Genomic DNA, 24,531 nt, shown 5'->3' on the forward strand with positions numbered 1-24,531 from the left:
CCGGCGTGCAAGATACATTTCACCAACAACTGTTTAGTGCCTGCGAGCAGATTTCACCCTACCTTGCAGGGCACATAAACCAACCAGATGAAAGGATGCTGCGTTACAACCACTGTAATGAGGCGTTTTTCGCACAGCTCTATTCGAGTCTGAAAACCGCGCATCCCGAAGCCGGGAATGGCTACTGGCTGACTCGCTGTTGGGATCTGGCAACCTGGCAACCTTTGTACATTGCCTTCATCAGTGTATACGGGTTCAGAACACTGCCGGATTTTCATGAATTTGGTCAGTCGCAAATGGGCACTTTCGTTGCTGGTTTTTGCTTCGCTTCCTCTTCTCACAGGCATGGTGAAATCACCGAACTCGTGCCACACGCTGCTGAACAATTGAGCCAGATTTTTGAATCCTATCGAGTTCAACTGGACGAACAGTACCGTTGCAGACCAGGGTTTGTGAAACACTTATTGGCTGATGCCATCATCAATTGCTGTCTGAAACTCAAAGCCTTTGATCCTTCACTTTCTCTGGATGACGTTCGAAACAATGCTGCTATGTGGCTCAGCGCATTTCAGTTGCCCTTAGACCAAATCGCCAATATTCGAGAAAGAAACAATCAAGAAGACAACAGCATGATTTCTTATGTCAGAAAAAGCTGCTGTCTGGTGTACAAAACAACGCAAGGCACCTTGTGTGAAGACTGCCCTAGACTCAAAAATTAACCGCTAACTCTATGTATAAACTTAACGAAATCAAAGTCATCAGAGATGACAAAACCATACTGGACATTGATAGCCTGACTATTGACCCCAAAGGTTTCACCGTAATTTTGGGTCACAATGGTTCAGGTAAATCGACCTTGGTTAACTTGCTGGCAAAACAGTTTGCACCGGAGCATGGTGAAATTGAGCTCAATGGTCAGCCAATCAGTACATTTTCAGCCAAAGCACTGGCAAAGGAAGTGGCCTACCTGCCTCAGAAGCTGCCTGAAGTGGCTGGTTTAAACGTCAAAGAGCTGGTTCGCTTGGGGCGCTACCCGTGGCGAGGCGTCTTTGGTCAATGGAACAGTGAAGACAACCAAATCATTGAAACTGCCATGATGCAAACACAGGTGGATGATATGAGTTTTGAGCTCGCCGACCAGCTGTCTGGAGGTGAAAAGCAACGCGCCTGGATCGCCATGTTACTTGCCCAACAATCCAACTTTCTGATTCTGGATGAGCCCACTTCAGCGCTAGATGTTCAGCATCAATATCAAGTGATGAGCCTGCTCAAGAAACTAAATCAGGAGTCTGGCAAAGGAGTACTGGTCATCCTCCATGATCTCAATTTGGCGTTGCGATTTGCCAGCCATGTTATCGCCCTCAAACAGGGGAAAGTGTTGTTTCAGGGGGAACATTCACTTCTTTTGGATGAACAACGTTTGTCCGCACTTTATAACACCCCCGTATCACTTATCGATCACCCAAAACACAACCACAAGGTAGCCATCGTATGTTAAGGAATGCACTGATTTCCCTACTCTTTTTTACTGTTCAGGTATGCGCTGAAATCAAAGTTCAGGACAGCCGTGGTGAACGAACTCTGCCGGAAGTGCCTGCGAGAGTCGCGGCTCTCAACTGGGATATTGCAGAGCAAGTCTTAGAATTGGGTGTCACCCCCGTCGCAATGCCAGATATCTCTGAGTACAACAATTGGGTAGTAAAGCCTGCTGTGCCTGAATCTGTCGAAGATATTGGCACGCGTATGGAGCCGAACATGGCGCGGCTTGAACAGCTTAAACCTGACGTCATCATTATTGGTTCACCGCAGGTCGATCTGACTGAGCGGCTCGAGAAAATTGCTCCCGTACTTTATTACCATACCTACAAGCAAGAGCCGGGTAATGTTGAACGCTCTATCAAGCATTTCCACCAAATGGGTCACGCGCTCGGTAAGGCTGATGTTGCCAAACAAAAAGTCGAGGCAATGTACACCAAAATAGAGGCAATGAAAGCCAAACTCGACAAGCACTACCCAGAGACAAAACCCAAAGTCGCTGCATTTAGGTTTGCCAGTACAACAACCATTTACCTTTACGGAGACAATTCCAGTACACAAGAAGCACTCAGCCTGCTTGGTTTTGAAATGGCACTCCCTCAGCCAAGCACACAATGGGGCGTAACACAGAAACGAGTGAAAGAACTGTATGGTATCGGGGATGGTCTGGCGCTGTATTTCAAACCCTTTAATCAAGAAGCGGAGCTGGAAAAGTCAGTAATGTGGAACGCGATGCCATTTGTAAAAAATAACAAAGTACACTCGGTGGAACCTGTTTGGAACTATGGTGGGGCGATGTCTCTGCTTCACGTAGCCGACGCCTTGACCAACAGCCTGCTTGAGCTTGCACCAGATTCAGGTGAATAAATGGCTGCAATACGCTTAAGTTTTTTATTCATCCCACTGATCGCAGTTTCAGGCTACGTTGGCAGTGAGCTGACTCTCGGCCATCAATGGGGGATTGTATTCCAGCTGATGACATCGGGATTTGAACCTGCTGAGTTTGAGGAAATTCTGTTTGCCGAGGCGCACCTTCCCAGAATCCTGATTGCCTTGATGGTAGGCGGTGTTCTGGGGCTGGTGGGAAGCCTGTTGCAACAGCTCACTCAAAACCCATTGGTGTCTCCTCTCACATTGGGTACTTCTTCCGGTGCCTGGCTGGCTTTGATCATCGCTGGTGTCTGGCTTCCGCCTGCCACTGCCTTTGCCTCTATCCTTATTCCATTTATTGGAGCCATGATCAGTCTGGGAGTGGTTATCGCCATTGTCGGCTTAAAAGAGCTATCGGGGCTAAGGGTCGTGCTAGCTGGTATGGCGGTGAATATTCTGTTTGGCGCTATCGCAACAGGTATTGCTCTGTTCAACAACGAATACGCTAAAGATCTGTTTATATGGGGTGCGGGTGATCTGGCTCAAAATGGTTGGCAGCAAGTTGAGTGGCTTTACCCTCAACTCTTGTTGGCACTGGTTTTAATCGTCGTTTCTCCAAGGATTCTGGCATTGTTGAGGTTAGGGCAAACTAACGCCGCTGCCAGAGGGCTTAGCCTGATTCCTGCGTTTGCATGTTTGCTTATTCTTGGTCTTTGGCTCGTCTCTTCCGCCATCGCAACGGTAGGAATCATCAGTTTTATTGGATTGATTGCCCCAAATATCGCCCGATATGCGGGTGCAAGAACACCGAAAGCCGAACTTTGGTCCAGTATGGTGATGGGAGCCTGCCTGCTGCTGGCGACTGATACATTAACTGTTGCCATCAATTTGGTCTCTATCAGTGTTATTCCATCGGGTACCATCACAGCGTTCATTGGTGCTCCGGTCTTAATTTGGTTTGCTCGAAACAAATTGAAAATTCAGGATCAAATGAGCCTGTCGCTGCCAGAAACGTCCCTAAACTTCCGTTCAAATACGTTAGTTATCGCGGCTATCACGACTCTTATCATGGTCGTTTTAAGCGCGTTTGTTTATAACACTGGGCACGTTTCGGGCTGGACGATTCAAATGCCTACCGAATTTGTCTGGGAGCAACAATATCCAAGAATGCTGACAGCATTTAGCGCCGGATTTGGCTTGGCGATCGCTGGTGTCGTACTTCAGCGGATTATCTATAACCCGCTGGCAAGCCCTGACATTTTGGGTATTTCGGCAGGTGCCAGCCTGTTTCTGGTGGTTGGCATGATGCTGCTTGGGACGTCACTGTTTGAACTGCAGTTTTCTCTGGCTTTAGCTGGCTGTCTGGCTGTGCTGGCGGTGCTGCTTTTATTGGGTCGACGACACCAGTATTCACCGGGAATGCTGATACTCACAGGTATCGCTTTAACTGCACTGATTGAGTCACTTATCCACTTTATTCTTGCCCAAGGGAACGAAACCGCTTACTTGCTTCTGACCTGGCTATCTGGCTCTACTTACCGAGTGGAAGCTAACTCTGCCATTGCTCTCTTTGGTTGTACTCTAGTGCTCTCTGGGTTGGCTTTGTCGTTGCACCGATGGTTAACCCTGATTTCTGGAGGAAGAGGTTTTGCACAGGCGCGAGGGCTTAATGTTCCTTCAAAGTTTAAGATTCTTTTGATCCTCGTTGCCATGCTTTGTGCTGCGGTAACCGCCACCATGGGTCCTGTGTCCTTTATCGGGCTGCTTGCGCCACACGTTGCGGTAATGCTGGGAGCAAAGCGCGCCAAAGATCAAATGCTGGTAGCAGGCTTTACAGGCGCGTCATTGCTGATGTTTGCCGACTGGCTGGGTCAGAATGTGGTCTATCCCGGACAAGTATCAGCCGGTATTGTGGTCTCTATCATCGGCGGTTCTTATTTCTTAATTCTACTCATGCGGAGTAAAGTGTCCCGATAGCTCGAACTAACCCTTAGTGAAAACAATTCTCATTCATTGAATTTCATTCAGGGCTAGAATACACTGCGAGCTCTTTCGGAGGACCCTATGAAAAAAACAATTCCACTCTCTATGCTTCTTCTTGCAGGCTGTTCTGCTGTGCCTTCTACAGAGAACTCATCGTCTGCAATAAATACCTTCTATGATTATCAAATTTACGCCTCCGGAAAATCCAAAGCACTTCACGATCTTGTCGAGGAATTATCTTCTGAGGATGTGGTTCTGGTCGGTGAGTGGCATGGTCATTCTGCAACCCACCGTTTTCAGACAGACTTATTAGCTGCACTCAACCAATCGGGTCTACCCACTGCTCTGGCGATGGAGCAGTTTTCACGAGATGCGCAACCTGTAGTCGATGATTACCTTAGTGGTGAAATTGGCGAGCAAACCCTTATCAAACAAGGTAACGCATGGCCAAACTACACCAGCGACTACCGACCTCTTGTCGAATTTGCGCGCACCAATAATTTGGATGTGATTGCAGCCAACGCACCGAAAAACACAGTAAAGTGCATTGGTCGAAAAGGCTTATCCTGGACGGAACACTTAAGCGAAGAAGATCGCGGTTTTATTGCCAAAAACATCGATACCAGCGATTCGCCATACAAGCAGAAATTTATGGCATCCATGCACCATGGAAAGCCCGAGCAAACCGCAAATCAGTACGCGGCACAAGTTACCTGGGATGAAACCATGGCAGAGAGTATTGTTCAGTACCTTGGTGAGAATCAGGGTAAAAAAGTACTACTCACCGCGGGTAAGTTTCACGTAACCGAAGGCTTAGGGACAGCACATTCAATTAAGCGTCGAAACCCAGACTTAAATGTTGTTGTCATCGACCCTGTGACTGAAATTTCAGAAAGTGCTATCGGATACCAAGTACTGGTCGCAGAGCTTCCGCCTCGTTACATCAAGCAAGAAAACCGCATGAAAGCTTACCACCAGTTAGGTAAGCGAAATGCTGACTTGAATTGCGACATCAAGTAAATCCCTCTCCTCAGAACTGGACTGATTTTTGCTAGCTTCTTGACCATTGTGTACAAGAAGCTATCAAATTCGGCAGAAAAAACAGTCAAGGTTTTCTAACCTTTGCCGATAGAGTATTCAGGACATATTGAGGAGTACAATATGACTTCGATTGGATCAGAGCCAGTGCGAGTCACGCCAGCCACTGCAACCACCAGCAGCACGAATGCTAAAGCGACCGATGAAGCCGTCGCGAATTCTGCCGTTAAAGTGGAACAGAACAAAGTGACCTTGTCTGCTGAAGGCAAGGCTCTGCTGGCAGCATTACAACAAATCGAGAAAGAAGGCGTAGCTGTAGGCGATAAGAGCGTCGGCGATAAAGTCGAATCGTTTGCCCATGGCGCACTAGGGATGGATCACCCAGACAAATTTAAAGAAGAAGACGATACCTCCTATTCTGCGGGGCAATATTTGTCCGCAGCGGCAACACTTGGCGGCATCATTGCGCTTCTGATTTAATTTGCCGCTTTAACCTTCTTACCCTTAAAAAATTTGTCTTCAGGACAAATATCTTTGTTTGTCCGCAAGTTAACCTCAAATCCATAATAAGCCACATTTTTGTTATGGAATATCTTTGTGGACAAGCCCTTTTCATTAATCGATAAACCCACGTTTTTCGGTGCCCTCTTCTTACTTACCTTAGTTACGATTCCTCTTATCGCGTTTCCTGCCGAAGGTGCTCATTGGATAGCGATAGCCAAATCATTTATGACCGACAAGCTGGGCTTCCTGTACCTGACACTGGGGATGACCGCATTCTTCTTTATGATTTATGTTGTGTTCAGTGACATGGGACAAATCAAATTAGGTGACGCAGACGAGGAACCTGAGTTTGCAACTGCCTCATGGGCAGCCATGTTGTTTTGCGGCGGAATCGGAGCCAGCATTCTGTATTGGGGCTGTATCGAATGGGCATATTACTATCAATCCCCACCTTTTCAGCTCGAACCGGGAAGTGAAGAAGCAGTTCGCTGGGCAGCCACTTACGGCATTTTTCACTGGGGACCCATTGCATGGGCGATTTACCTGATTCCAGCTTTACCCATCGCCTATTTCTTTTATGTGCGTAAACAGCCAGTACTGAAAGTGTCTAGTGCATTGATGCCTGTACTCGGTGAGGAACGTACACAAAAAGCGCCAGGGAAAATCGTTGATGTGCTGTTCATATTTGGCTTACTCGGTGGTGCAGCGACGACACTTGGATTGGCCGCCCCTCTGATCGGTGAAGGGTTGTATCAGCTATTTGGTATTCCCCAAACTACATACAGCCAGATTGGTGTTCTTTTGGTTTGTACCGCGATTTTCGCCTACTCTTCTTATGCCGGTATGGAGAAAGGTATTAAAGTTCTCAGCAACATCAATTTCTGGGGTGCCATGGGCTTGCTCGTATTTGTCCTGATGGTGGGACCCACCATATTCATGCTGGAAACGGGCTTAGATTCAATTGGCAGAATGCTTTCGAATTTCTTTACCATGGCGACATGGGCAGAACCTTTTGGTGGCTATGGCAGCTTTGACAACACTCACTTCCCGCAGGACTGGACCATCTTTTACTGGGCGTGGTGGCTGGTCTTTGCACCGAGCATGGGCTTATTTATTGCGCGTATTTCCAGAGGAAGAACCATCAAACAGATGGTCACAGGTTCTATTTTCTTTGGTTCCCTTGGCTGTTTTCTGTTCTTTATGGTTTTGGGAAACTACGGTCTCTCTTTGCAACTTTCTGGCGAGCTGGATGTTGTCGCCATCCTGAATGCAGAGGGGGCGACCAAAGCCATTTTTTCTATGCTGGGTGCCCTTCCTTTTAGCAAAGTAGTTATCGCCGTATTCACCTTGTTGTGTGTGATTTTTACGGCGACAACCTTTGATTCCATTTCCTACATACTGGCATCGGTCGTACAAAACAATGTGTCCGAAGAGCCTATGCGCTGGAACCGTATGTTCTGGGCATTTACCCTGTCTCTACTACCAACGGTATTGATGTTCCTTGGCGGACTGAGCACATTACAAACCGCTGCGATTGTGGGTGGTCTTCCTTTGCTGGCGATCTCTGTCATGTTGATGGTATCCGCTGTCAGAGCCACCAGCCTGGATATCCGACATCAGGAAGATTATGTAGAGCCGACGATAAATATCGAAGACTTGCCCGATATGGATCCTTGGTCTTCAGAAGGAATGGCACTTGCGAGATTTGAACGCAGTAGAGACGCAGCCCGAGACGCGGCAGAGCAAGAGCGTGAGGCACTCGCCCAGTTACTCGCAATGCGAAAACGAATCCGAGCCTATGTGCTTGAACACAGTGAAGAGGAAAGCCTTGCGGATCACGAATTGCCTGCTGAAATGCAATCAGAGCTCCAATCACTGCAAGACTTAGTCGCCCAGACTAAAGAACACAAAGAGCAACTCTCTCAGCAGGCACAAGAAGCAAGGATGGAGTTTAATCGACAGATAAGTTGATTTTAGATTGACAGCGTCGGCTGCCATTTCTAATCATGCAGACCATGATTAATGTCCAGTCGTTAAGAACGTCCTGGGTGATTCAACACGTGATCTTCCCAGTCCACTACATCTATTTCATACACCACTTTATTGCGTACGCTTTCTCCAGCAGCATGCATGGCAGATTTAGAGCCAGTGATCAGTGGGTGCCATTCGGGTAGGTTTTGACCTTCGGCAAGAACACGATACGAGCAGGTTTCAGGTAGCCAGTGGAATTCGTCGATTTTGTCGCGAGTCAGTTTTAGGCACTCTTCGCCAGATTGAAAACGATTCGGGTAGTCTTTGCAGCCGCAGGTTTTGTCGTTTAGCCAACTGCATGCCACATTGGTGTAGTAAACCTCATCGGTATCTTCGTCCATCAGTTTGTGCAGGCAGCATTTTCCACAACCGTCGCAAAGAGACTCCCACTCTTTTTCTGTCATTGCTTCCAGCGATTTTGTTTCCCAAAAATGTGCCATGATTTTACCTGCTAAATGTTCACGCCTTAACCGAATGCGTTAAGGAGGCGTCGTTATATCCGTTCAGCACCAGTAGTGCAAGTGATTTAAATCTCTTCCTAGCACGCACCTCTCTTTAATCGTCGACACTTATCAGTATTCTTTGTTTCCATATAGCAACAGTTATTTGATTAAATCCCTATATATCAACAAATGAGCACTCTTTATTATCCTTCCTGACAATTAAATCAACAAATAGGAATTCAAATGAAAAAGCATTTACTCGCGGCTACTGCCTCTCTAATTTTAAGCCAGCAAGTAATAGCTGCACCAACTTTGAGTGAAAGGCTCCCCAATTTGCCAGGTGTAGAGTCCGTTGTGTTCGATGAAAACAAAGGGGTGTACTTCGTATCTCTTCAATCTGGTAATGAACCTGGAGATGGATCCATCGTCGCCCTGAATGCGGATTATCAATTTATTGCTACAATCGCCAACGGCTTAGACAATCCAAAAGGGATCGCACTAAAAGACAACCTTCTGTTTGCCAGCGATATGAAAGCCCTTCTAGAAATAGATTTAGCAACCGGAAAGGTGGTCACGCACCACGCTGAGAATGCTGAGTTTCTTAACGACGTCGAGATTGACGCAGATGGAAACGTCTATGTGTCTGATATGTTTACATCAGCTATCTATAAGCTGGAAAACAACACCATGTCGGTTTGGATGGATACACCGGAACTAGAAAATCCTAACGGACTAAAGTTTATAGATGGCGATTTATACGTCGCTGCGTGGGGTTCTTTTAACGATGGCGACCCACTTAACGCTCCTTTTGGACGTTTGCTAAAGGTCAACCCAGAAACTAAATCCATAAAACGTGTGACCGAAAAACCGTTTGGGAACTTAGACGGCATTCAAGTAAATGAAGATGGGAACCTGTTGGTATCCGACTGGAAACAAGGGGTTATATTTACTGTTTCAAACCAAGGAGAGATTCGAAAAACCGTTGACTTACCAAGGGGCTCTGGCGATATCTATTACTCCAAAAATCAAAAAACGCTTATGGTGCCAATGGCTTTAGAAGGCGAAGTGCTGGTTTACCAATACTGATTTGAAATTAAGAAAGCGCTGTGTGAATAAGCACGGCGCTTAAGCGGCATCAAATTTGTTTTTTATGAATTCAATGAAGGTTCTTAGCCTTTTGGGCTGATATTTATCTTTATGATATATGGCAGAAAGCGGGATACGAGGTATGCGCCATTCGGTCAGTACGGGAACCAATTTTCCAGCGTCAATCATGTCTTGGCAATACATTGCAGGCACGCGAATAATACCATTCCCAAGCAACGCTCCTTGAATCAGTGCTCGACCATTTTTGCAGACCAAATGTCCTTCTACAGTCACATCAATTTCGTCACTGTTGCTTTCCTTAGACTGAAAGCTCCATCGATTTACTGATCCGGTTAAACAACGATGTTCTATAAGCTCTTTCGGGTGAATAGGTGATCCGGTTTTGGCGAGATATTGAGGGCTAGCCAGCGTTACTATCTCAACGTTCAATAACTTACGCGCGATAAACCCTGCATCTTGCAAATCACCCATTCGGAAGGCAACATCAAAATCATCGTCTATCAAATCAACTCTGTGGCTGGTGAAGTCCAAATGCACTTGTATATCTGGATAAGTGGCCATAAATTCACTTACATAAACTGCAATGATGTCCTCACCAATCAACCCACCGACACAGTTAACCCGAATAATCCCCCTAACGTCTTCAGTATCATCCACGGCGGCCACTAATGCTTGGTCAATCTCTTTTAAAGCGCTTTCACATTGCTTAAAGAAACGTTCACCCGCCTGAGTGAGTTTTAATGTTCTGGTAGTACGTGTCAGTAACGTCACTCCCATCTGAGTTTCCAATGAGCTAATCTGCCTTGAAACATGCGATCGCGATACGGAAAGCGCATTTGCTGCCTTGGTAAAGTTGCCTAGTTGGGCAATCAATACAAAAGAGCGAATGTCCGCGAGATTCACATTGTTTATCATAAGAGCACTTACCTACCAATTGTTGCTATGGTGCAATAGTAATTGATGCCGATGTTATCAACTAATCTTTTCTGTTAATATCCCGCTCCTGTTTTCACTGAGAGGTTTTCTGATGGATTGTCGACTAGGCTGCGGAGCATGCTGTATTGCACCCAGTATTTCATCGCCTATTCCAGGAATGGAAAATGGGAAACCCGCAGGCGTCCGTTGTATTCAGTTAAATGAAAACAACCTTTGTAAGTTGTTTGGTAAACCCGAACGCCCAAAAGTCTGCCACCAGTTTAAGCCTTGCCCTATTGTGTGTGGTTCAACAAACCAAGATGCCATCACCAATATTACTGAGCTGGAAAGATTAACCTAATCCAACTTCATAAATTCACCTCTGTTCATTATTCATCCGGTCAGTTCTGGTTGTTCTAATTCATTGAAAAAAACAGAACTTTATAAATATCTAAATGTCATTAATATAATCTATTAATCGTGGAATCCGTCTCAAAAATACGAGACTGGACAAATACCGGAGAACACATGACAAAACCCAGCCTCTTCATTTCTATTTTGTTGTCTTTAGTTGTACTTTCTGGGTGCGCTTCGATGTCAGCAGAAGAATGTCAAACCACTCACTGGGGAGATCTTGGTTATCAGGAAGGTCAAAGTGGCACTGATCCTTCTGTAATCAGTGATTATGCGAAGGATTGTGGTGAAAACGGCATCAGTGTAGACAAAGCTGCATGGCAGAAAGGATACAACCAAGGGTTGATTCTGTACTGCTCACCTGCCAATGGTTACCGTGAAGGAGTAAGTGGAAGAACCTACTATGGCGTTTGTGACAACCAGCAGTTTGTCGCGCAATACCAACTAGGACGTCAACAATATCTAAAAGAGCAAAGGTTAGAAAAGATTGAGCAAGAGATTTCAGACATTGATTTGAAGCTAAGCAACAAACAAGGTCTGGATGAAGACGAAAGAAAGCGCCTGAACCGTGTACGTGACAGCTTAGTCAGTGAACGTGGTCAACTGCTTAGCACTCAATATCGATTTGAACTCAATTTGTAATAGAAAACCCCAATAGCCAGTAAACCAACTATTGGGGTTTGTTTTAACTGCGGTAAGAGATTTAAAGCTTTTGTCGACCCATTAGTGAATGAGACAGAGTAGTCCCATCAACCAGATCCAGCTCGCCTCCCATCGGGACGCCGTGAGCAATACGAGTCACATCCACATCATGAGCATGACAAAGCTCTGCAATGTAATGTGCTGTGGCTTCGCCCTCTACTGTCGGGTTAGTGGCGAGTATCACTTCCGTAATGTCTTTCCGTCTTAATCGAAAGTCGAGAACATCCAATCCGATGTCGCTAGGCCCGATACCATCCAGAGGGGATAGATGCCCCATAAGAACGAAGTAACGTCCGGAATACTGACCTGTTGCCTCTACAGCAGCAATGTCAGATGGGCTCTCAACTACGCAAAGCTGACCATTTTCCTGGCGCTTTGGATTTAAACAAATATGACAGGTTTCTTCTTCGGTGAACGTTCGGCATTCACTGCAATGACCAATCTCTGTCATTGCCTGAGACAACACTTCCGCTAACTGAAGACCGCCTTTTCTGTCTCGCTGTAACAAATGAAAAGCCATACGCTGAGCCGACTTGGGACCCACCCCAGGCAGACAACGTAAGGCTTCCATCAATTGTTCCAGCAAATGGCTGGTACGCATATATGTATTCTTCTATGAAGATTTAGAAAGGCATTTTCATGCCTGGTGGCATTTGCATTCCACCAGTGATCGACGCCATTTTCTCTTTTTGAGTTTCTTCAACACGGCGAGATGCGTCGTTGAATGCTGCTGCAATCAAATCTTCCAACATCTCTTTGTCGTCTTCCATCAGGCTGTCGTCGATGTCTACACGACGTACGCTGTGACTACCAGTAATAGTAACTTTAACTAAACCAGCACCGGATTCACCGGTTACTTCCATGTTCGCAATTTCTTCTTGAAGCTTTTGCATGCGTTCTTGCATTTGTTGGGCTTGCTTCATCAAACCGCCCATACCGCCTTTACCAAACATTTCTTTTCTCTCTGGTTTATCTAGGTTGTGGTTTCTTGATGGGGTCAAAAGTCAGTACTTTCAATCCCAGCATCTGTGTGTTCTCTGGAAATCAGATTGGTCTCACGCTATCACTGTCTATTTCTGCCGCAAATCGAGCCTGAATAAACTGAACATGAGGATCCTCGGCTAAACTTTCATGCGCTTGCTGAAGCTTGCCCTGATAAAGTTTGTCTCTGATTTCGAGTGGAGATTCCCCGTCTTCGCCAATTTTAACAATAAGCTCACACGGCTCTCCAAGCGCTGTTGCCAACGCATCTGATAAATCTTTCTGCGCCTTTTCTGTGTTGAGGTGCGCTTGCGACGCCCTCAAGGTCAGATGAATGGTATTGCCTTCTTTCATGTAAGACGAGTTGAGTGCTAACTGCTCAACCAGTTTTGCCGTATCCAGCTTTTGGATCAGGGCAGACCATTCGTCTGCATCTACAGACTCTTCTACCAGCTTAGCTGCCATTTCAGGGGTTTTGGTGTGTTCCAGCGCTTTTTTAATTTGCGTCGGTGTCAGTTCGGTTCTCTGCGGCTTAACCTGAGGCTTGGATGGTTTCCACTGATAAGGCTCATTGGACACTTCCTTTTTCTCGGCGGTGGCTGCCGCTGAACTTGCTGGCGACACCTGCCCAGCCGGCGCGAGCTGAGCTATACGCTCTGCTGCTGACTGTTTTTTCGCTGCGGGTGCCGCGTTAACCTTTTTTGGCGAACTGCTTGTTGGCTTCGAGTTCTGCCCACCAGGATTACGTTTGCTCCGAAGTTGATGTCGAAGACCCGAAAGTGGGCTTGCTGCCGCTTGAGGAACTGGTTCTGAAGGCTGCTGAGCCGCGCTTTGTTGAGCTGGTGCACTAGGTGCTGGCTCGGAAGAAACAGGTTGTGAGTAAGCAGGATCATCGTATTGCGGGGGCATTGAATCCTGTTCAATATCTCCGTAATTCGGCATATCACTGTAATCCGGCATTGGCTCACTGTGAGACTGAGGCGCTGCTTGCTGTTGCTGTTGCTGTTGCTGTTGCTGTTGCTGTTGCTGTTGCTGTTGCTGTTGCTGTTGCTGTTGCTGTGCAGTATTTTGTCGCGCTGCTTCCAGTTTCTCACGCGCTGTTTCTGCAGGAGAAACGGGGGAATGAGAAGCTTCTGGCTGAGCAACAGACGGTTGAGGCGCTGCAGATGCAGCAGGCTTCACTTCAGCAGGTTGTACTGGTGCTTTTGCACTTGGTACAGATGTCGTTGCAGGCTGCGCATTCAGTGGTACAGCCTGAACGGATGCTGGTCTGAAGGCGATTAACCGCAGTACAATCATCTCCGCTCCCATCTTAGGAGTAGGAGCAATGGCGAGATCTTCACGACCTTTAATCACCATTTGATAATACAGCTGCACTTCTTCTGGCGTCAGAGCTCGTGATAGCAACTCAATCTTTTCAGCATCTGGCTGAGCTTTGTCGAGTGTGGCAGGCAGTGCCTGATACATCGCAATTCGATGAAGCTGAGTAGCGAGCTCTTGTAGCAAACCATCCCAATCGACACCAATCTGTGCAAGGTGATCCAGAGCATTCAGAGCAGTCTGTGCCTGATGAGAACTGATGGCTTCGAGTAAATGAATTGCCTGATCAGTATCCAGTGTACCCAGCATATTCGCGACGGTTGCGGTATCAATTGAACCGTTACCAAGCGCAATAGCCTGATCGGTGAGGCTGAGCGCATCACGCATACTTCCATCTGCTGCATGGGAAATCATCCCAACCGCGCGTGCTTCGGCAGTAACTTGCTCATGAGCCAGAATATGGTCGAGCTGCTGATGGATATTATCAACGCTGATCGGTTTGAGATGGAACTGCAAACAGCGTGAAAGAATAGTTACTGGCAGCTTTTGCGGATCGGTCGTCGCCAATAGAAACTTCACGTATTCCGGTGGCTCTTCCAGCGTTTTAAGCAACGCATTGAAGCTGTGGCGAGACAGCATATGAACTTCGTCTATCAGGTAGACTTTGAATCGACCGCGCGCCGGTTTGTACTGAACGTTATCCAGTAACTCTCGCGTGTCTTCTACCTTAGTTCGGGATGCGGCATCTATCTCTAGCAGATCAACGAATCGTCCTTCGTCGATTTCCTTACAGGTAGAACATTCCCCACAAGGGGTTGCTGTGATGCCTGTTTCGCAGTTTAGCCCTTTGGCAAACAAACGACCAATCGTTGTTTTACCAACGCCACGCGTACCGCTAAATAGATAAGCGTGATGAAGACGATTCTGATTTAAGGCATTTTCCAGTGCCGTCAGCACATGGCTTTGCCCCACGACTTCATTAAACTTTTGCGGACGCCACTTACGTGCTAACGCTAAATAACTCATTCACACTTTCCAATTACGAATGAATGTGAAGAAGGGCTTAGTGCCCTTCAAATTCACAGATGCTGTAAACATTCAGACCAAATTCTTTCAGGCGAGTTTCACCGCCAATTTCTGGAAGATTGATAACGAATGCTGCATGTTCTACTTCACCACCAAGCTGACGGATCAGTTTTACAGTCGCTTCAATTGTACCGCCAGTTGCAAGTAGGTCATCAACGACCAGTACTTTGTCACCTTCAGAGATGGCATCAGTATGGATTTCCAGAGTGTCGGTTCCGTACTCAAGCTCGTAAGACTGAGCCACCGTTTCACGTGGCAGTTTGCCCGGTTTGCGAACAGGCACAAAACCCACACCCATTTCCAAAGCCAAAGGAGCACCAAAAAGGAAGCCACGCGCTTCCGTACCCACAATTTTGGTGAATCCCATGTCTTTGTACTTTTCTACCAAAAGCGCAATCGTTGCACGGTAGGCATCAGCATCTTCCATCAAGCTAGTTACGTCGCGGAAAAGGATTCCCGGTTTTGGGTAATCTGGAATGCTTTTGATGCTCGCTTTGATCTGGGCGATGGTTTCAGTAGTCATAGTGTTAATCTTTAATCTCTGGCGTTTTCACAACAAACGCACATTGTAATACCCCAGTTAACATGTTTCTGCGAACTGGAAAAAGAAAATGAAATCCGCTTTGAGAGCGGCGCTTAATGTTAGTGATTTTCTTCTTTATCAGCAACAGGCTCAAGAACCGGGATCCGAGAAAACCAGGCTAACAGAACACAAAGCAATACTAACAGCATAGCTTTTACCCAGATTATTGGGGCAACGATAATAGAGACAGTAAAGCTGATCACGATAAACACATAGGCTCTTCGTTTCACTTTGGGCTTGAGAGCGCGATGCTGCTGCCAGTCGTTAAGAATAGGACCAAGCTTGGGATGCGTATGAAGCCAGTGGTAAAACTTGGGGCTACCACGTAAAAAGCATGCACTGGCAAGCAGTATAAAAGGTGTCGTAGGAAGCAAGGGAAGCACGATACCAATCACTCCCAAGACGAGAGCAACAATCCCCAAAGCGTTCCACGCGGTACGACGAATACTGATAGCAAAACACCCAGTTAACGAATTTCGCCACTATCATACCGTGCAACACACGGATGCCAAAAACAAAAACGGTTTCCAGAGCGGAAACCGTTTTAAAGTTCAAGATTCATAAAAATCTAATATCCATTGAATACTCGAATCCAAGTCAGTGTTGCGGGCAGCGTTGGAATCAGTAGCACAGCGATAAAACCTAAGAAATATAAAAAATTGTATGGATCTTTGTAATTTTCGTGTTCCGACATGGCTCAGTTTTTCTCCTCGTTTTATAAGACGAATGACTATATAAAATGCGCCAGCCAGAAAAAACACACAAAATGAAAGGTTATTTAACCTTCGCAACAACGATCTCACTTTTCTCTTACATTTCGTAACAGGTATCGCTATTGAACGTTGCCCTGGTAAATATCCAGACAAAAACTGCTGGAGCCTACCTTACTGAGTGTTAACTGACCACCACTATGCACTTGCAAGTTGGAATGGGCTTTGTGGCGAATGTTCCCGTCTCCCAGTGTGATGCCATCCAGCAAGTGAATATTTTGACCTCCACTTGACCACACACTTTCCAAGCCTGCGGAGACCACTTCTAACGAGCTGTCCGTCATATCGACAACACCGAACAGTGCATTGATAGAAGACGCATATTCAGAGCACGCTATGCCTTTCTCTACCGCCTCTATCAGGTGATTGAGATCGATGGTATCGCTCTTGTTGTTTCGGAGATGGTCATTGAACAATGCCCTGACCAGTAAAGTCGTCGCGACGGATTGGGAGCCCCCAGAAGCGGCATCAACCAGATAGAAAACAAAGTGACCGTCCATAACCCAGGCGTAATCAAATACCAGAGGTAAGGATTCAGAAGACTGAAGTAAACGGTAAGAACACTTCCATCCCCCGACTTTTGTATCCCTCTCGGGCAAGAGGGCTTCCAGCAGGTCGCGCGCCATATTTGGGTTGCTTTGCAGGTGTTCAAGATGCCAGTGAAGTTCTTGCTCTTCAGGTAAATCACCCGACTCATCGACCCGGAACCACTGGCTCGCAAAATCGCGCTGCTCAGAGTCGTTATCTTCGGCGTCTTCTAATGTGTTGCTGATCGCTTTTTCCAGATGATTCATATCAGCAATAGGTTTGGACAGAAAGTCTTTAATGCCGAAACGCAAAGCTCTCGCTACGTCGGACATTTCTTCGGTCGCAGATACAACTATCATTGGAAGCGAAGGGTACTCCCAGCATACTTCCTCAACAAATTCGATTCCGTTCAAAACGGGCATAGAGATATCACAAATAACCAAGTCAGGCACTTCGGTACGCAGTTGCTTGAGACCGTCGAGACCGTCCTCTGCCTCCATAACTCGGTAACCGTTGGACTCCAGATAGCTGGTAATCAATCGGCGAAAGATAGTGTCATCATCAACGACCATGACAGTGGGTTTGTCTAACGCAACCCCCTTTGCCACCTGATGTTGCAATACGCTTGATTTAATCATGGATCTAACCTCAAAAAATAAAGAAAGCTTCCTAAATGAGTCTTATTATTTTTTTACTCATTAACATAAAAAGTAGTCAGTAAAGTGCGTTTCTACAACTTTCCAAATGTTATCCGTGCCGCAAATTGCGTTAAGCGATGGGCTATCTACGACACAAAATCGTTGACTTAAAACAACCTTCTTCTGAAAAGATGCGTTACACTAATTCTCTTGCATTTTTTGTGTGTCTTATAAATGAAACTTGATGATCTCAACCTTTTCCGGCAGGTAGTCGAGAATGGCAGCTACACTGCAACGTCGCGTAAAACCATGATTCCGGTCGCGACCATCACCCGTCGTATTCAGGCACTGGAAGACTCCCTGAACCTGCGATTGTTGAATCGCCACGCAAGGAAACTAACCCTTACCGAAGCTGGCGAGCGCTTCTATATCGAATGTTCCCCATTGCTCAAACAACTGGCTTCAAAAGCCGAAAATATTTCCGATGATTGTCGGGGAGCGGCAGGAAAACTGAAGATATCTGCCCCCGCCAATATCACCAAAAGAATGATCATGCCGTTGCTGAATCAGTTTATGGCGGAGTACCCTGAAATTCGTATTGAGCTGACCACAACAAACCAGGCTGACCAGCTTGATCCGACTGAATGGGACGTGATTTTCAGAGTCGGTCCACAACGTGACTCTAGTCTCATTGTGCGCAAAATCAGTTCAGTGAAAGACATTCTGGTGGCCAGTCCGGACTACCTGAAACTGCATCGACCTCTGCAACATGCGGAAGATTTACGCGAACACGCTCTGCTGAAAGGCCACCCTTTAATGCGCTGGCAGTTAAACAACAGCGAAGGCGAAACGGTGATCATTAATGAACGTGGTCGACTAGAAGCCAGCGAGCTTAATGTTGTAAGGCGCGCCTGCTCTGCCGGGCTTGGTATTACTCTTATGCCCAACGTAATGCTGGAAACCTACATCAAAGACGGAAGTCTGGTTCGAGTGTTAGATGGCTGGAGTGCCAACCCAAGGGAAGTGTACATGCTTTATAATCACAAGGATCACCAACCTGAAAAGGTTCGTCTGCTGATTGATTTCTTCAGCCAACATTCCATGACTTAAAGACAAGAAAAAGCCAGAGCAGTGCTCTGGCTTAGTTATTCTTAGCTAGTCTAAAAGTGCTTACGCGCCTTCGTTGTGCAGCTCTAGGTTGGCAAGATCCTGCTGGATTTCGCGCTGAATTTTAGCGTCGTCATTACGAAGCCCATCCAGGAAGTCCAGGTATTGCTGGTCTACATCGCCCGTCACGTATTCACCGTTGAATACGGAACTTTCAAAGCGTGCGATGTCTTGATTGCCTGTACCAACAGCCGAAACCAAATCTTCCAAAGTTTGGAAAATCAGAGCATCTGCACCAATCATCTTACAAATTTCTTCGTTATCGCGACCGTGTGCAATCAGCTCATTAGCACTTGGCATGTCGATACCGTAAACGTTCGGGAAGCGTACTTCTGGAGCCGCTGAAACCATGTATACATTCTTCGCACCAGAATCGCGAGCCATCTCAATGATTTGCTCTGATGTGGTACCACGTACAATGGAATCGTCTACTAGCAGAACGTTCTTACCCTTGAACTCAGAACGGATAGCATTCAGCTTACGACGCACTGATTTCTTACGTTGTTGCTGACCCGGCATGATGAACGTACGACCTACGTAGCGGTTTTTCACAAAACCCTGTCGGTATGGCTTGTCGATAATCTGCGCGATTTCTAGTGCAATGTCGCAAGACGTTTCTGGAATCGGGATAACCACGTCGATATCCAGGTCGTCCCACTCTTTTTTGATTTTGTCGCCCAGTCTCTTACCCATCTCAACACGAGCACTGTAAACAGAAATCTTGTCGATGAATGAATCAGGACGAGCAAAGTAAACGAACTCGAAAATACAAGGATTAGACTGAGGATTTTCCGCGCACTGCTGAGTGAAGAGCTCACCGTCAAAGGTTGCGTAAATGGCTTCGCCTGGCGCTACGTCACGAACAAAGTCAAAGCCGACTGCGTCTAGTGCTACAGATTCTGAGGCAACCATGTACTCTGTGCGCCCGCTTTCCAGCTCGCGCTTGCCCAGACAAAGTGGACGAATGCCGTTAGGGTCGCGAAATGCAACCATACCATGACCGATGATCATTGCCGCTACTGCGTAAGCGCCGCGGATTTGTTTATGAACGTTCGCAACTGCGCTGAATACGCTGTCTTTGGTCACTTCTTTCGTCAGGTCAACTTCATGAGCAAGAATGTTAAGAAGCACTTCAGAGTCAGACGTTGTGTTTACGTGACGACGCGCTGTTTCGAAAAGGCGGTCACGCAACTCGTGAGCGTTGGTTAGGTTACCGTTGTGGGCAAGTGTAATGCCGTATGGAGAGTTTACGTAGAAAGGCTGGGCTTCTGATGCGCTTGAACTACCCGCAGTTGGGTAGCGAACGTGACCGATACCTACAGTACCTTGCAGACGTTGCATGTGTTTGGCTTCAAATACATCTTTAACTAGACCGTTCGCTTTTCTCAAACGAAAACGATTGCTTTCTATGGTAATAATACCAGCGGCATCCTGGCCACGATGCTGTAGTACAGTCAATGCGTCATAAATTGACTGATTTACAGGTGTTGTACCCACGATTCCAACAATACCACACATGTCATAATCCTCGGTTTTTGACAGTAGCTGGCACTACACAGTGCCAGACAAAAAGCTTGAAGTTTCTTTTAAGTGCTCGAAAAACGGCGCTATGATTCGGCTGAATTCAGGAATCAATTGCGAGTTGATCCACCACTCTGAATTTGGCAATGCAGTGAATGCATCAATAAAAAACAGCACAGCTGAAACAATCAGAATCCCTCGTAATCCGCCAAAGACGATACCCAAGATTCTGTCGGTTCCAGACAGACCCGTTTTTTGCACCAGTTGTCCAATAACATAGTTGACTAACGAGCCAACAACCAATGTAGCGATGAACAAAGCTGCGATGGCGGCTCCGTTTCGAAACATATCATCTTGAATATTGGTAAAGTACACCGCCAATTTGGCGTAATAGTGACTGGCGACAAAAAATGCGCCAAACCAAATCACAAGAGACAATGCTTCTTTCACAAAGCCACGAATCAGGCTGATCACAGCAGATAGCCCGATTACCCCTAAAATGACAAAATCTATCCAGTTCATTCTGTTCTACATCTTAAGTTGGCGCGCATTTTAACAGAAAAAAACGCGACGCAAACGTTTTCTTATGGATTTAGTGGTTTAAATTTCAACAGTTGACCTTTGGCTCCGGTGATTTTTTCTAATTCCTTGATTTGCTTTTCCAATTTCGGTTTAGAAACATCCGGTCCAATGATAACTCGTGAAAATTCGTTTTCTTGCTTGATATGAGCCTGATAGCCCCGTTTCTGAAGGTCTTTAACCAGTTTTTTGGCATTTTCGACATTCTTAAGTGCCATCAGCTGTATGATCCAAGCGCTATCTGCATAGTCGTTTTTCTCAGCGACAGGTCTTGGTGTCACTTCTATTTCTTCTGGCTCAGATTCGGTTGATGCAACGGTAACGGACACCGGGCTATCTGGAAGCACCAGATCATCCTCAACAGGTTCCAGCACTTCAAAGACTTCCACCTCTCCTTCCAATTCAGGCTTGATTGGTATGGGGGCAAGTTCTTCTTTGTAGTGCTGCTTTTTCCCGTCCAGCAGGTCTGGCAAAACAATCACGCCAACAGAGACCAGCAAAATGGTCCCCACTAGCCTGCTTTGAAACTTACTCGCCATTCTGGCTCCTTTCTTTCTCCCAGTATTCCAGTACAGCACCTACCGTATGGAATGAACCGACAACGACAACAACGTCGTCTGGTTTTGCCTGCGCCTGAGCGTTTACAAATGCATCTACTGGGTTGTCAAACTTGCCTGAATATGAAGGCAAATGTGTAATTAATTCGTCAACTTTTGCGGCTCTTGGTCCTTCAAGTGATGCCGGATACCATTTTGTTGCAATAGGAGCCAAAACTTTGAGTGTTTCCTCAATGTCCTTGTCATGCAACATGGCAACCACCATATGAATCTTCTTGTTCGGGTGCAGTTTCGTAAGCTGCTCAACCAAGTAGCCCGCCGAGTGAGGGTTATGCGCGACATCCAGCAAAGTGAGAGGTGAAGAAGACAAGGTTTGCATTCTGCCTGCCAGTTTTGCGCCTTCCAGCCCTTTTACAATGTTAACGTCCGATATATCTAAATCTGCACAACCGAGTGCCATCAGCGCGGTAGCGGCATTTGGCAAAGGTAAACCTGGTATTGGAAGGTCATCTAAAATGAACTGCCCTGAGCGCCATTTCCAGCGGTCGCCTTCAACAGAATAGTTGAATTGAATTTCCACCTGATGAAGTTTGGCACCGATATCATCGGCATGCGCAGCAACGGTCGCTGGCGCTTTTGGCTGACCACACACCGCAGGTTTATTACTGCGGAAAATCCCTGCCTTTTCGTAGCCAATAACATTGATGTCATCACCCAACCAGTCCACATGGTCTAGAGCCAGACTGGTAATAACGGATACATCATGGTCTACCACATTGGTTGCATCGAGACGACCACCAAGTCCGACTTCTAAAAGCACCACTTCGACTTTTTCAGTCTGGAACAGGCGAAGTGCAGCCAGAGTCCCGTATTCAAAGAAGCTTAAGCTGATCTCTCCACGTTGCTTCTCGATAAAATCGAACGCTTCAGCGTGTTTTTCTTCTTCCAGTTCAGTGCCATTAATGCGGACACGTTCTGTATAGCGAATAAGATGAGGAGAGCTGTAAACACCGACTGAATAGCCAGCATCCAGCAAAATGGCTTCCATCAGTGCGCAGGTGGAGCCTTTGCCGTTGGTTCCTGCAACAGTGATGATTGTCGGAGCGGGTTTGGTAAGGTCAGCTTTTTCTGCGACGGCTTGGACACGATCCAAACCAAGGTCGATAGCACTGGTATGGATGTTTTCTAAATAATCAAGCCACATCGACAGAGGTGATGTGGCTTGTGGTACTTGATTTTGACTCATTAAACTCTTAACTGATTCTTAAGCGGCTGTTTAATGAATACTTTACTCTTTTTCGTCAGGAACTGGTACTTCGTATTGCTCTTCATTTGGAGAATCGTTAACCGATACCACCAATGGAGACGTCTGGTTAGTCAGTTTTGCCAACAAACCACCGATACGTTGACGCATTTCACGACGATCGACAATCATATCGATCGCACCATGCTCCAGTAAGAATTCACTGCGTTGGAAACCTTCTGGCAAATCTTCACGAACAGTCTGTTCGATTACACGGCGACCAGCAAAACCAATCAGAGCTTTCGGCTCACCGATGTTAATGTCGCCCAGCATCGCCAAACTTGCTGATACACCGCCCATTGTCGGGTCGGTCATCACAGAGAAGAAAGGCAAACCTTTAGCAGAAAGACGTTCTAGTGCTGCACTGGTTTTCGCCATTTGCATCAGAGACATCAAAGCCTCCTGCATACGCGCACCACCACTGGCAGAGAAACAAACCAGACCGCAGTTGTTCTCGATAGCGGCTTCAACAGCGCGAACAAAACGTGCACCAACCACAGAGCCCATGGAACCACCCATGAACTTAAATTCGAATGCACAAGCGACAACAGGCAAACCCAACAACTCACCTTTCATTACAACAAGTGCGTCTTTCTCACCACTGTTTTTCTGAGCAGCAGAAATACGCTCTTTGTAACGCTTGGAGTCTTTAAATTTCAGCTTATCTTGAGGCTCTAACTCAGTCGCCAGCTCTTCACGTTCACCTTCATCAAGGAAAGTTTCCAAACGACGGCGAGCGCCCATACGCATGTGATGGTCACATTTCGGACACACTTCTAAGTTACGCTCTAGTTCTGCATAGTACAGAACCTGCTCACAGGCGGTACATTTGGTCCAAATCCCCTCTGGAATGGATACTCTACGTGAGCTTACGATACTGCTTTTGTTTAAAATTTTTTCAAGCCAACTCATGGAAGACCTTTTCTATTAACTCTTCCGCCTCAATGCGAAAGATACAAATTCTGAATGATGCGTGAGGATTAAAACACAATATTCTCACACTGTGGATCAAAAACTGGTTGTACCTATTTTAAAGCAACAACAAAGTGCGATAACTCACAACTTTTCAATGCGTTTGGTGACCATAAAAACACCAATTCTCATTCGTTCTGTTTAGAGGTTATCTGGCAGAAATATCGGTCCAATCGGTTCCCTAGGCAACTCAAACTCTTCAGGGTAATCTACATCAACTAAGTAGAGCCCTTCCGCTTTCGCTGTTGCCCCGGCAAGCCTTCTGTCCTTAGCTTCCAGCAACCATTTGATCCATTCTGGTTCTTGGTTACCGCGCCCAACCTCGATCAGGCTGCCAGTGATATTTCTCACCATATGATGGACAAACGCATTCGCTTTAATGTCTATGACAACGTAATTGCCGTGTCTACTCACATTTAAATGCATGATATTTCGCCACGGGCTCCGGGACTGGCACTGAACCGCCCGAAAAGACGTAAAGTCATTTTCACCCAGCAGATACTGCCCGGCTAAATGCATTTTCTTTTCGTCTAAGTCGCCATGATAATGGCTGATGCCCGAGGATAAAATTCCTGGTCGATAGGCGTGGTTATAGATCACATAACGGTAGCGTCTTGCGGTAGCAGAGAACCGGGCATGAAATTCATCCGGCACCTCTTTTGCCCAGCGCACAGCAATGTCTTTAGGCATGTTGGCGTTAACCCCCATGGTCCATGCCACCATTTTTCTTACTGCGGTTGTTTCAAAGTGAACGACTTGACCTGTTCCATGCACGCCTGCATCTGTTCTGCCTGCGCACTGCACTTCAACAGGATGGTTTGCCACAATAGACAGAGATTTTTCGAGTTTTTCCTGAACACTGGCTACTTCTCTTTGGCGTTGCCAACCAAAGTATTTAGCACCGTCGTATTCGATGCCTAACGCAATTCGCATAGTCGTTTACTTCTCAATTTCACGGGGTCGGAGAGTATATACCCAAGTTA

At 46.5% G+C, this 24,531-nt stretch carries 25 protein-coding genes; 11 read left to right on the forward strand and 14 right to left on the reverse strand.

What is annotated here, in order from left to right; translation table 11 throughout:
• The first annotated feature begins 5 nt into the window (after window positions 1-5).
• The 7 genes from QMG91_RS12595 (at window position 6) to QMG91_RS12625 (ending at window position 7,902) form a co-directional block, all read left to right on the forward strand.
• Window positions 6-719, forward strand: a complete 714-nt coding sequence (locus tag QMG91_RS12595) for a siderophore ferric iron reductase (RefSeq protein WP_281826843.1) — start codon at window positions 6-8, stop codon at window positions 717-719.
• 11 nt (window positions 720-730) lie between these two features.
• Window positions 731-1,498: an ABC transporter ATP-binding protein gene (locus tag QMG91_RS12600; RefSeq protein WP_022591564.1), complete on the forward strand. Its 768-nt coding sequence runs from the start codon at window positions 731-733 to the stop codon at window positions 1,496-1,498.
• Entirely contained in the window at window positions 1,492-2,403 is a 912-nt protein-coding gene (locus QMG91_RS12605) for an iron-siderophore ABC transporter substrate-binding protein (protein ID WP_281826846.1), read from the forward strand. Before QMG91_RS12600 ends, QMG91_RS12605 begins: the two co-directional genes overlap by 7 nt.
• A complete protein-coding gene (gene fhuB, locus QMG91_RS12610) occupies window positions 2,404-4,383 on the forward strand; it encodes a Fe(3+)-hydroxamate ABC transporter permease FhuB (RefSeq protein ID WP_281826848.1) in 1,980 nt (659 codons plus the stop codon).
• An 87-nt stretch (window positions 4,384-4,470) separates the two neighbouring features.
• Window positions 4,471-5,409 carry a ChaN family lipoprotein gene (locus tag QMG91_RS12615; RefSeq protein ID WP_281826849.1) on the forward strand — a complete coding sequence of 313 codons (939 nt, stop codon included), beginning with the start codon at window positions 4,471-4,473 and terminating at the stop codon, window positions 5,407-5,409.
• Window positions 5,410-5,550: 141 nt separating this feature from the next.
• Complete coding sequence (locus QMG91_RS12620) at window positions 5,551-5,907, forward strand: hypothetical protein (protein ID WP_004405999.1); 357 nt, start codon at window positions 5,551-5,553, stop codon at window positions 5,905-5,907.
• 117 nt (window positions 5,908-6,024) lie between these two features.
• On the forward strand, window positions 6,025-7,902 hold the full coding sequence (locus QMG91_RS12625; protein WP_281826852.1) for a BCCT family transporter: 1,878 nt from the start codon (window positions 6,025-6,027) through the stop codon (window positions 7,900-7,902).
• Window positions 7,903-7,964: 62 nt separating this feature from the next.
• Here the strand turns inward: QMG91_RS12625 and QMG91_RS12630 are convergent, their stop codons facing one another.
• Window positions 7,965-8,402 carry a YcgN family cysteine cluster protein gene (locus tag QMG91_RS12630; RefSeq protein WP_022591570.1) on the reverse strand — a complete coding sequence of 146 codons (438 nt, stop codon included), beginning with the start codon at window positions 8,400-8,402 and terminating at the stop codon, window positions 7,965-7,967.
• A gap of 246 nt (window positions 8,403-8,648) precedes the next feature.
• Between QMG91_RS12630 and QMG91_RS12635 the strand changes: the two genes are divergently transcribed.
• Window positions 8,649-9,491, forward strand: coding sequence for an SMP-30/gluconolactonase/LRE family protein (locus tag QMG91_RS12635; RefSeq protein ID WP_281826854.1), 843 nt, complete (start codon window positions 8,649-8,651; stop codon window positions 9,489-9,491).
• Window positions 9,492-9,530: 39 nt separating this feature from the next.
• On the opposite strand, the gene QMG91_RS12640 is transcribed toward QMG91_RS12635, so the two are convergent.
• Complete coding sequence (locus tag QMG91_RS12640; RefSeq protein ID WP_281826856.1) at window positions 9,531-10,427, reverse strand: LysR family transcriptional regulator; 897 nt, start codon at window positions 10,425-10,427, stop codon at window positions 9,531-9,533.
• 112 nt (window positions 10,428-10,539) lie between these two features.
• Here QMG91_RS12640 and QMG91_RS12645 point away from each other — a divergent pair, with 112 nt between their 5' ends.
• A complete protein-coding gene (locus tag QMG91_RS12645) occupies window positions 10,540-10,788 on the forward strand; it encodes a YkgJ family cysteine cluster protein (protein ID WP_022591573.1) in 249 nt (82 codons plus the stop codon).
• A gap of 167 nt (window positions 10,789-10,955) precedes the next feature.
• The gene (locus QMG91_RS12650; protein WP_281826859.1) at window positions 10,956-11,483 is read left to right on the forward strand and encodes a DUF2799 domain-containing protein; all 528 of its coding nucleotides are present in this window, start codon (window positions 10,956-10,958) and stop codon (window positions 11,481-11,483) included.
• A 61-nt stretch (window positions 11,484-11,544) separates the two neighbouring features.
• Here the strand turns inward: QMG91_RS12650 and recR are convergent, their stop codons facing one another.
• From recR to QMG91_RS12680, 6 genes are all read right to left on the reverse strand, one after another.
• Window positions 11,545-12,144: a recombination mediator RecR gene (gene recR / locus QMG91_RS12655; RefSeq protein ID WP_004405978.1), complete on the reverse strand. Its 600-nt coding sequence runs from the start codon at window positions 12,142-12,144 to the stop codon at window positions 11,545-11,547.
• Between the two features lie 22 nt (window positions 12,145-12,166).
• On the reverse strand, window positions 12,167-12,496 hold the full coding sequence (locus tag QMG91_RS12660; RefSeq protein ID WP_004405977.1) for a YbaB/EbfC family nucleoid-associated protein: 330 nt from the start codon (window positions 12,494-12,496) through the stop codon (window positions 12,167-12,169).
• Between the two features lie 91 nt (window positions 12,497-12,587).
• The gene (gene dnaX / locus QMG91_RS12665; protein ID WP_281826863.1) at window positions 12,588-14,870 is read right to left on the reverse strand and encodes a DNA polymerase III subunit gamma/tau; all 2,283 of its coding nucleotides are present in this window, start codon (window positions 14,868-14,870) and stop codon (window positions 12,588-12,590) included.
• Between the two features lie 37 nt (window positions 14,871-14,907).
• Window positions 14,908-15,453, reverse strand: coding sequence for an adenine phosphoribosyltransferase (gene apt / locus QMG91_RS12670; RefSeq protein WP_004405975.1), 546 nt, complete (start codon window positions 15,451-15,453; stop codon window positions 14,908-14,910).
• A gap of 119 nt (window positions 15,454-15,572) precedes the next feature.
• Entirely contained in the window at window positions 15,573-15,965 is a 393-nt protein-coding gene (locus tag QMG91_RS12675) for a YbaN family protein (protein WP_200767467.1), read from the reverse strand.
• 380 nt (window positions 15,966-16,345) lie between these two features.
• Complete coding sequence (locus tag QMG91_RS12680) at window positions 16,346-17,449, reverse strand: response regulator (protein WP_281826869.1); 1,104 nt, start codon at window positions 17,447-17,449, stop codon at window positions 16,346-16,348.
• A gap of 234 nt (window positions 17,450-17,683) precedes the next feature.
• On the opposite strand from QMG91_RS12680, the gene QMG91_RS12685 reads away from it, so the two are divergent.
• Complete coding sequence (locus tag QMG91_RS12685) at window positions 17,684-18,559, forward strand: LysR family transcriptional regulator (RefSeq protein WP_004405971.1); 876 nt, start codon at window positions 17,684-17,686, stop codon at window positions 18,557-18,559.
• Between the two features lie 60 nt (window positions 18,560-18,619).
• Here the strand turns inward: QMG91_RS12685 and purF are convergent, their stop codons facing one another.
• From purF to truA, 6 genes are all read right to left on the reverse strand, one after another.
• Window positions 18,620-20,134: an amidophosphoribosyltransferase gene (gene purF, locus QMG91_RS12690; protein WP_022590752.1), complete on the reverse strand. Its 1,515-nt coding sequence runs from the start codon at window positions 20,132-20,134 to the stop codon at window positions 18,620-18,622.
• A gap of 33 nt (window positions 20,135-20,167) precedes the next feature.
• Window positions 20,168-20,659, reverse strand: coding sequence for a CvpA family protein (locus tag QMG91_RS12695; protein ID WP_004405969.1), 492 nt, complete (start codon window positions 20,657-20,659; stop codon window positions 20,168-20,170).
• Between the two features lie 62 nt (window positions 20,660-20,721).
• Window positions 20,722-21,255, reverse strand: a complete 534-nt coding sequence (locus QMG91_RS12700) for an SPOR domain-containing protein (protein ID WP_022550023.1) — start codon at window positions 21,253-21,255, stop codon at window positions 20,722-20,724.
• Window positions 21,245-22,519, reverse strand: coding sequence for a bifunctional tetrahydrofolate synthase/dihydrofolate synthase (gene folC / locus QMG91_RS12705; protein ID WP_281826874.1), 1,275 nt, complete (start codon window positions 22,517-22,519; stop codon window positions 21,245-21,247). The genes QMG91_RS12700 and folC overlap by 11 nt, the downstream gene beginning before the upstream one ends.
• A gap of 42 nt (window positions 22,520-22,561) precedes the next feature.
• The gene (gene accD / locus QMG91_RS12710; RefSeq protein ID WP_004405965.1) at window positions 22,562-23,488 is read right to left on the reverse strand and encodes an acetyl-CoA carboxylase, carboxyltransferase subunit beta; all 927 of its coding nucleotides are present in this window, start codon (window positions 23,486-23,488) and stop codon (window positions 22,562-22,564) included.
• A gap of 201 nt (window positions 23,489-23,689) precedes the next feature.
• Complete coding sequence (gene truA / locus QMG91_RS12715) at window positions 23,690-24,481, reverse strand: tRNA pseudouridine(38-40) synthase TruA (protein WP_004405964.1); 792 nt, start codon at window positions 24,479-24,481, stop codon at window positions 23,690-23,692.
• Between the last annotated feature and the right edge of the window lie 50 nt (window positions 24,482-24,531).

It is taken from the genome of Vibrio nigripulchritudo (assembly GCF_027924785.1).
GTDB classification, from domain to species: domain Bacteria; phylum Pseudomonadota; class Gammaproteobacteria; order Enterobacterales; family Vibrionaceae; genus Vibrio; species Vibrio nigripulchritudo.

Bases quoted from the DNA above. Each gene is read 5' to 3' on its own strand.
- QMG91_RS12605 (WP_281826846.1), top strand. From the start codon at position 1,492: ATGTTAAGGAATGCACTGATTTCCCTACTCTTTTTTACTGTTCAGGTA.
- QMG91_RS12680 (WP_281826869.1), bottom strand. From the start codon at position 17,449: ATGATTAAATCAAGCGTATTGCAACATCAGGTGGCAAAGGGGGTTGCG.
- QMG91_RS12645 (WP_022591573.1), top strand. From the start codon at position 10,540: ATGGATTGTCGACTAGGCTGCGGAGCATGCTGTATTGCACCCAGTATT.
- folC (WP_281826874.1), bottom strand. From the start codon at position 22,519: ATGAGTCAAAATCAAGTACCACAAGCCACATCACCTCTGTCGATGTGG.
- fhuB (WP_281826848.1), top strand. From the start codon at position 2,404: ATGGCTGCAATACGCTTAAGTTTTTTATTCATCCCACTGATCGCAGTT.
- QMG91_RS12695 (WP_004405969.1), bottom strand. From the start codon at position 20,659: ATGAACTGGATAGATTTTGTCATTTTAGGGGTAATCGGGCTATCTGCT.
- truA (WP_004405964.1), bottom strand. From the start codon at position 24,481: ATGCGAATTGCGTTAGGCATCGAATACGACGGTGCTAAATACTTTGGT.
- QMG91_RS12615 (WP_281826849.1), top strand. From the start codon at position 4,471: ATGAAAAAAACAATTCCACTCTCTATGCTTCTTCTTGCAGGCTGTTCT.
- QMG91_RS12630 (WP_022591570.1), bottom strand. From the start codon at position 8,402: ATGGCACATTTTTGGGAAACAAAATCGCTGGAAGCAATGACAGAAAAA.
- QMG91_RS12660 (WP_004405977.1), bottom strand. From the start codon at position 12,496: ATGTTTGGTAAAGGCGGTATGGGCGGTTTGATGAAGCAAGCCCAACAA.
- accD (WP_004405965.1), bottom strand. From the start codon at position 23,488: ATGAGTTGGCTTGAAAAAATTTTAAACAAAAGCAGTATCGTAAGCTCA.
- recR (WP_004405978.1), bottom strand. From the start codon at position 12,144: ATGCGTACCAGCCATTTGCTGGAACAATTGATGGAAGCCTTACGTTGT.
- QMG91_RS12635 (WP_281826854.1), top strand. From the start codon at position 8,649: ATGAAAAAGCATTTACTCGCGGCTACTGCCTCTCTAATTTTAAGCCAG.
- QMG91_RS12640 (WP_281826856.1), bottom strand. From the start codon at position 10,427: ATGATAAACAATGTGAATCTCGCGGACATTCGCTCTTTTGTATTGATT.
- QMG91_RS12620 (WP_004405999.1), top strand. From the start codon at position 5,551: ATGACTTCGATTGGATCAGAGCCAGTGCGAGTCACGCCAGCCACTGCA.
- dnaX (WP_281826863.1), bottom strand. From the start codon at position 14,870: ATGAGTTATTTAGCGTTAGCACGTAAGTGGCGTCCGCAAAAGTTTAAT.
- QMG91_RS12700 (WP_022550023.1), bottom strand. From the start codon at position 21,255: ATGGCGAGTAAGTTTCAAAGCAGGCTAGTGGGGACCATTTTGCTGGTC.
- QMG91_RS12685 (WP_004405971.1), top strand. From the start codon at position 17,684: ATGAAACTTGATGATCTCAACCTTTTCCGGCAGGTAGTCGAGAATGGC.
- QMG91_RS12650 (WP_281826859.1), top strand. From the start codon at position 10,956: ATGACAAAACCCAGCCTCTTCATTTCTATTTTGTTGTCTTTAGTTGTA.
- purF (WP_022590752.1), bottom strand. From the start codon at position 20,134: ATGTGTGGTATTGTTGGAATCGTGGGTACAACACCTGTAAATCAGTCA.
- apt (WP_004405975.1), bottom strand. From the start codon at position 15,453: ATGACTACTGAAACCATCGCCCAGATCAAAGCGAGCATCAAAAGCATT.
- QMG91_RS12600 (WP_022591564.1), top strand. From the start codon at position 731: ATGTATAAACTTAACGAAATCAAAGTCATCAGAGATGACAAAACCATA.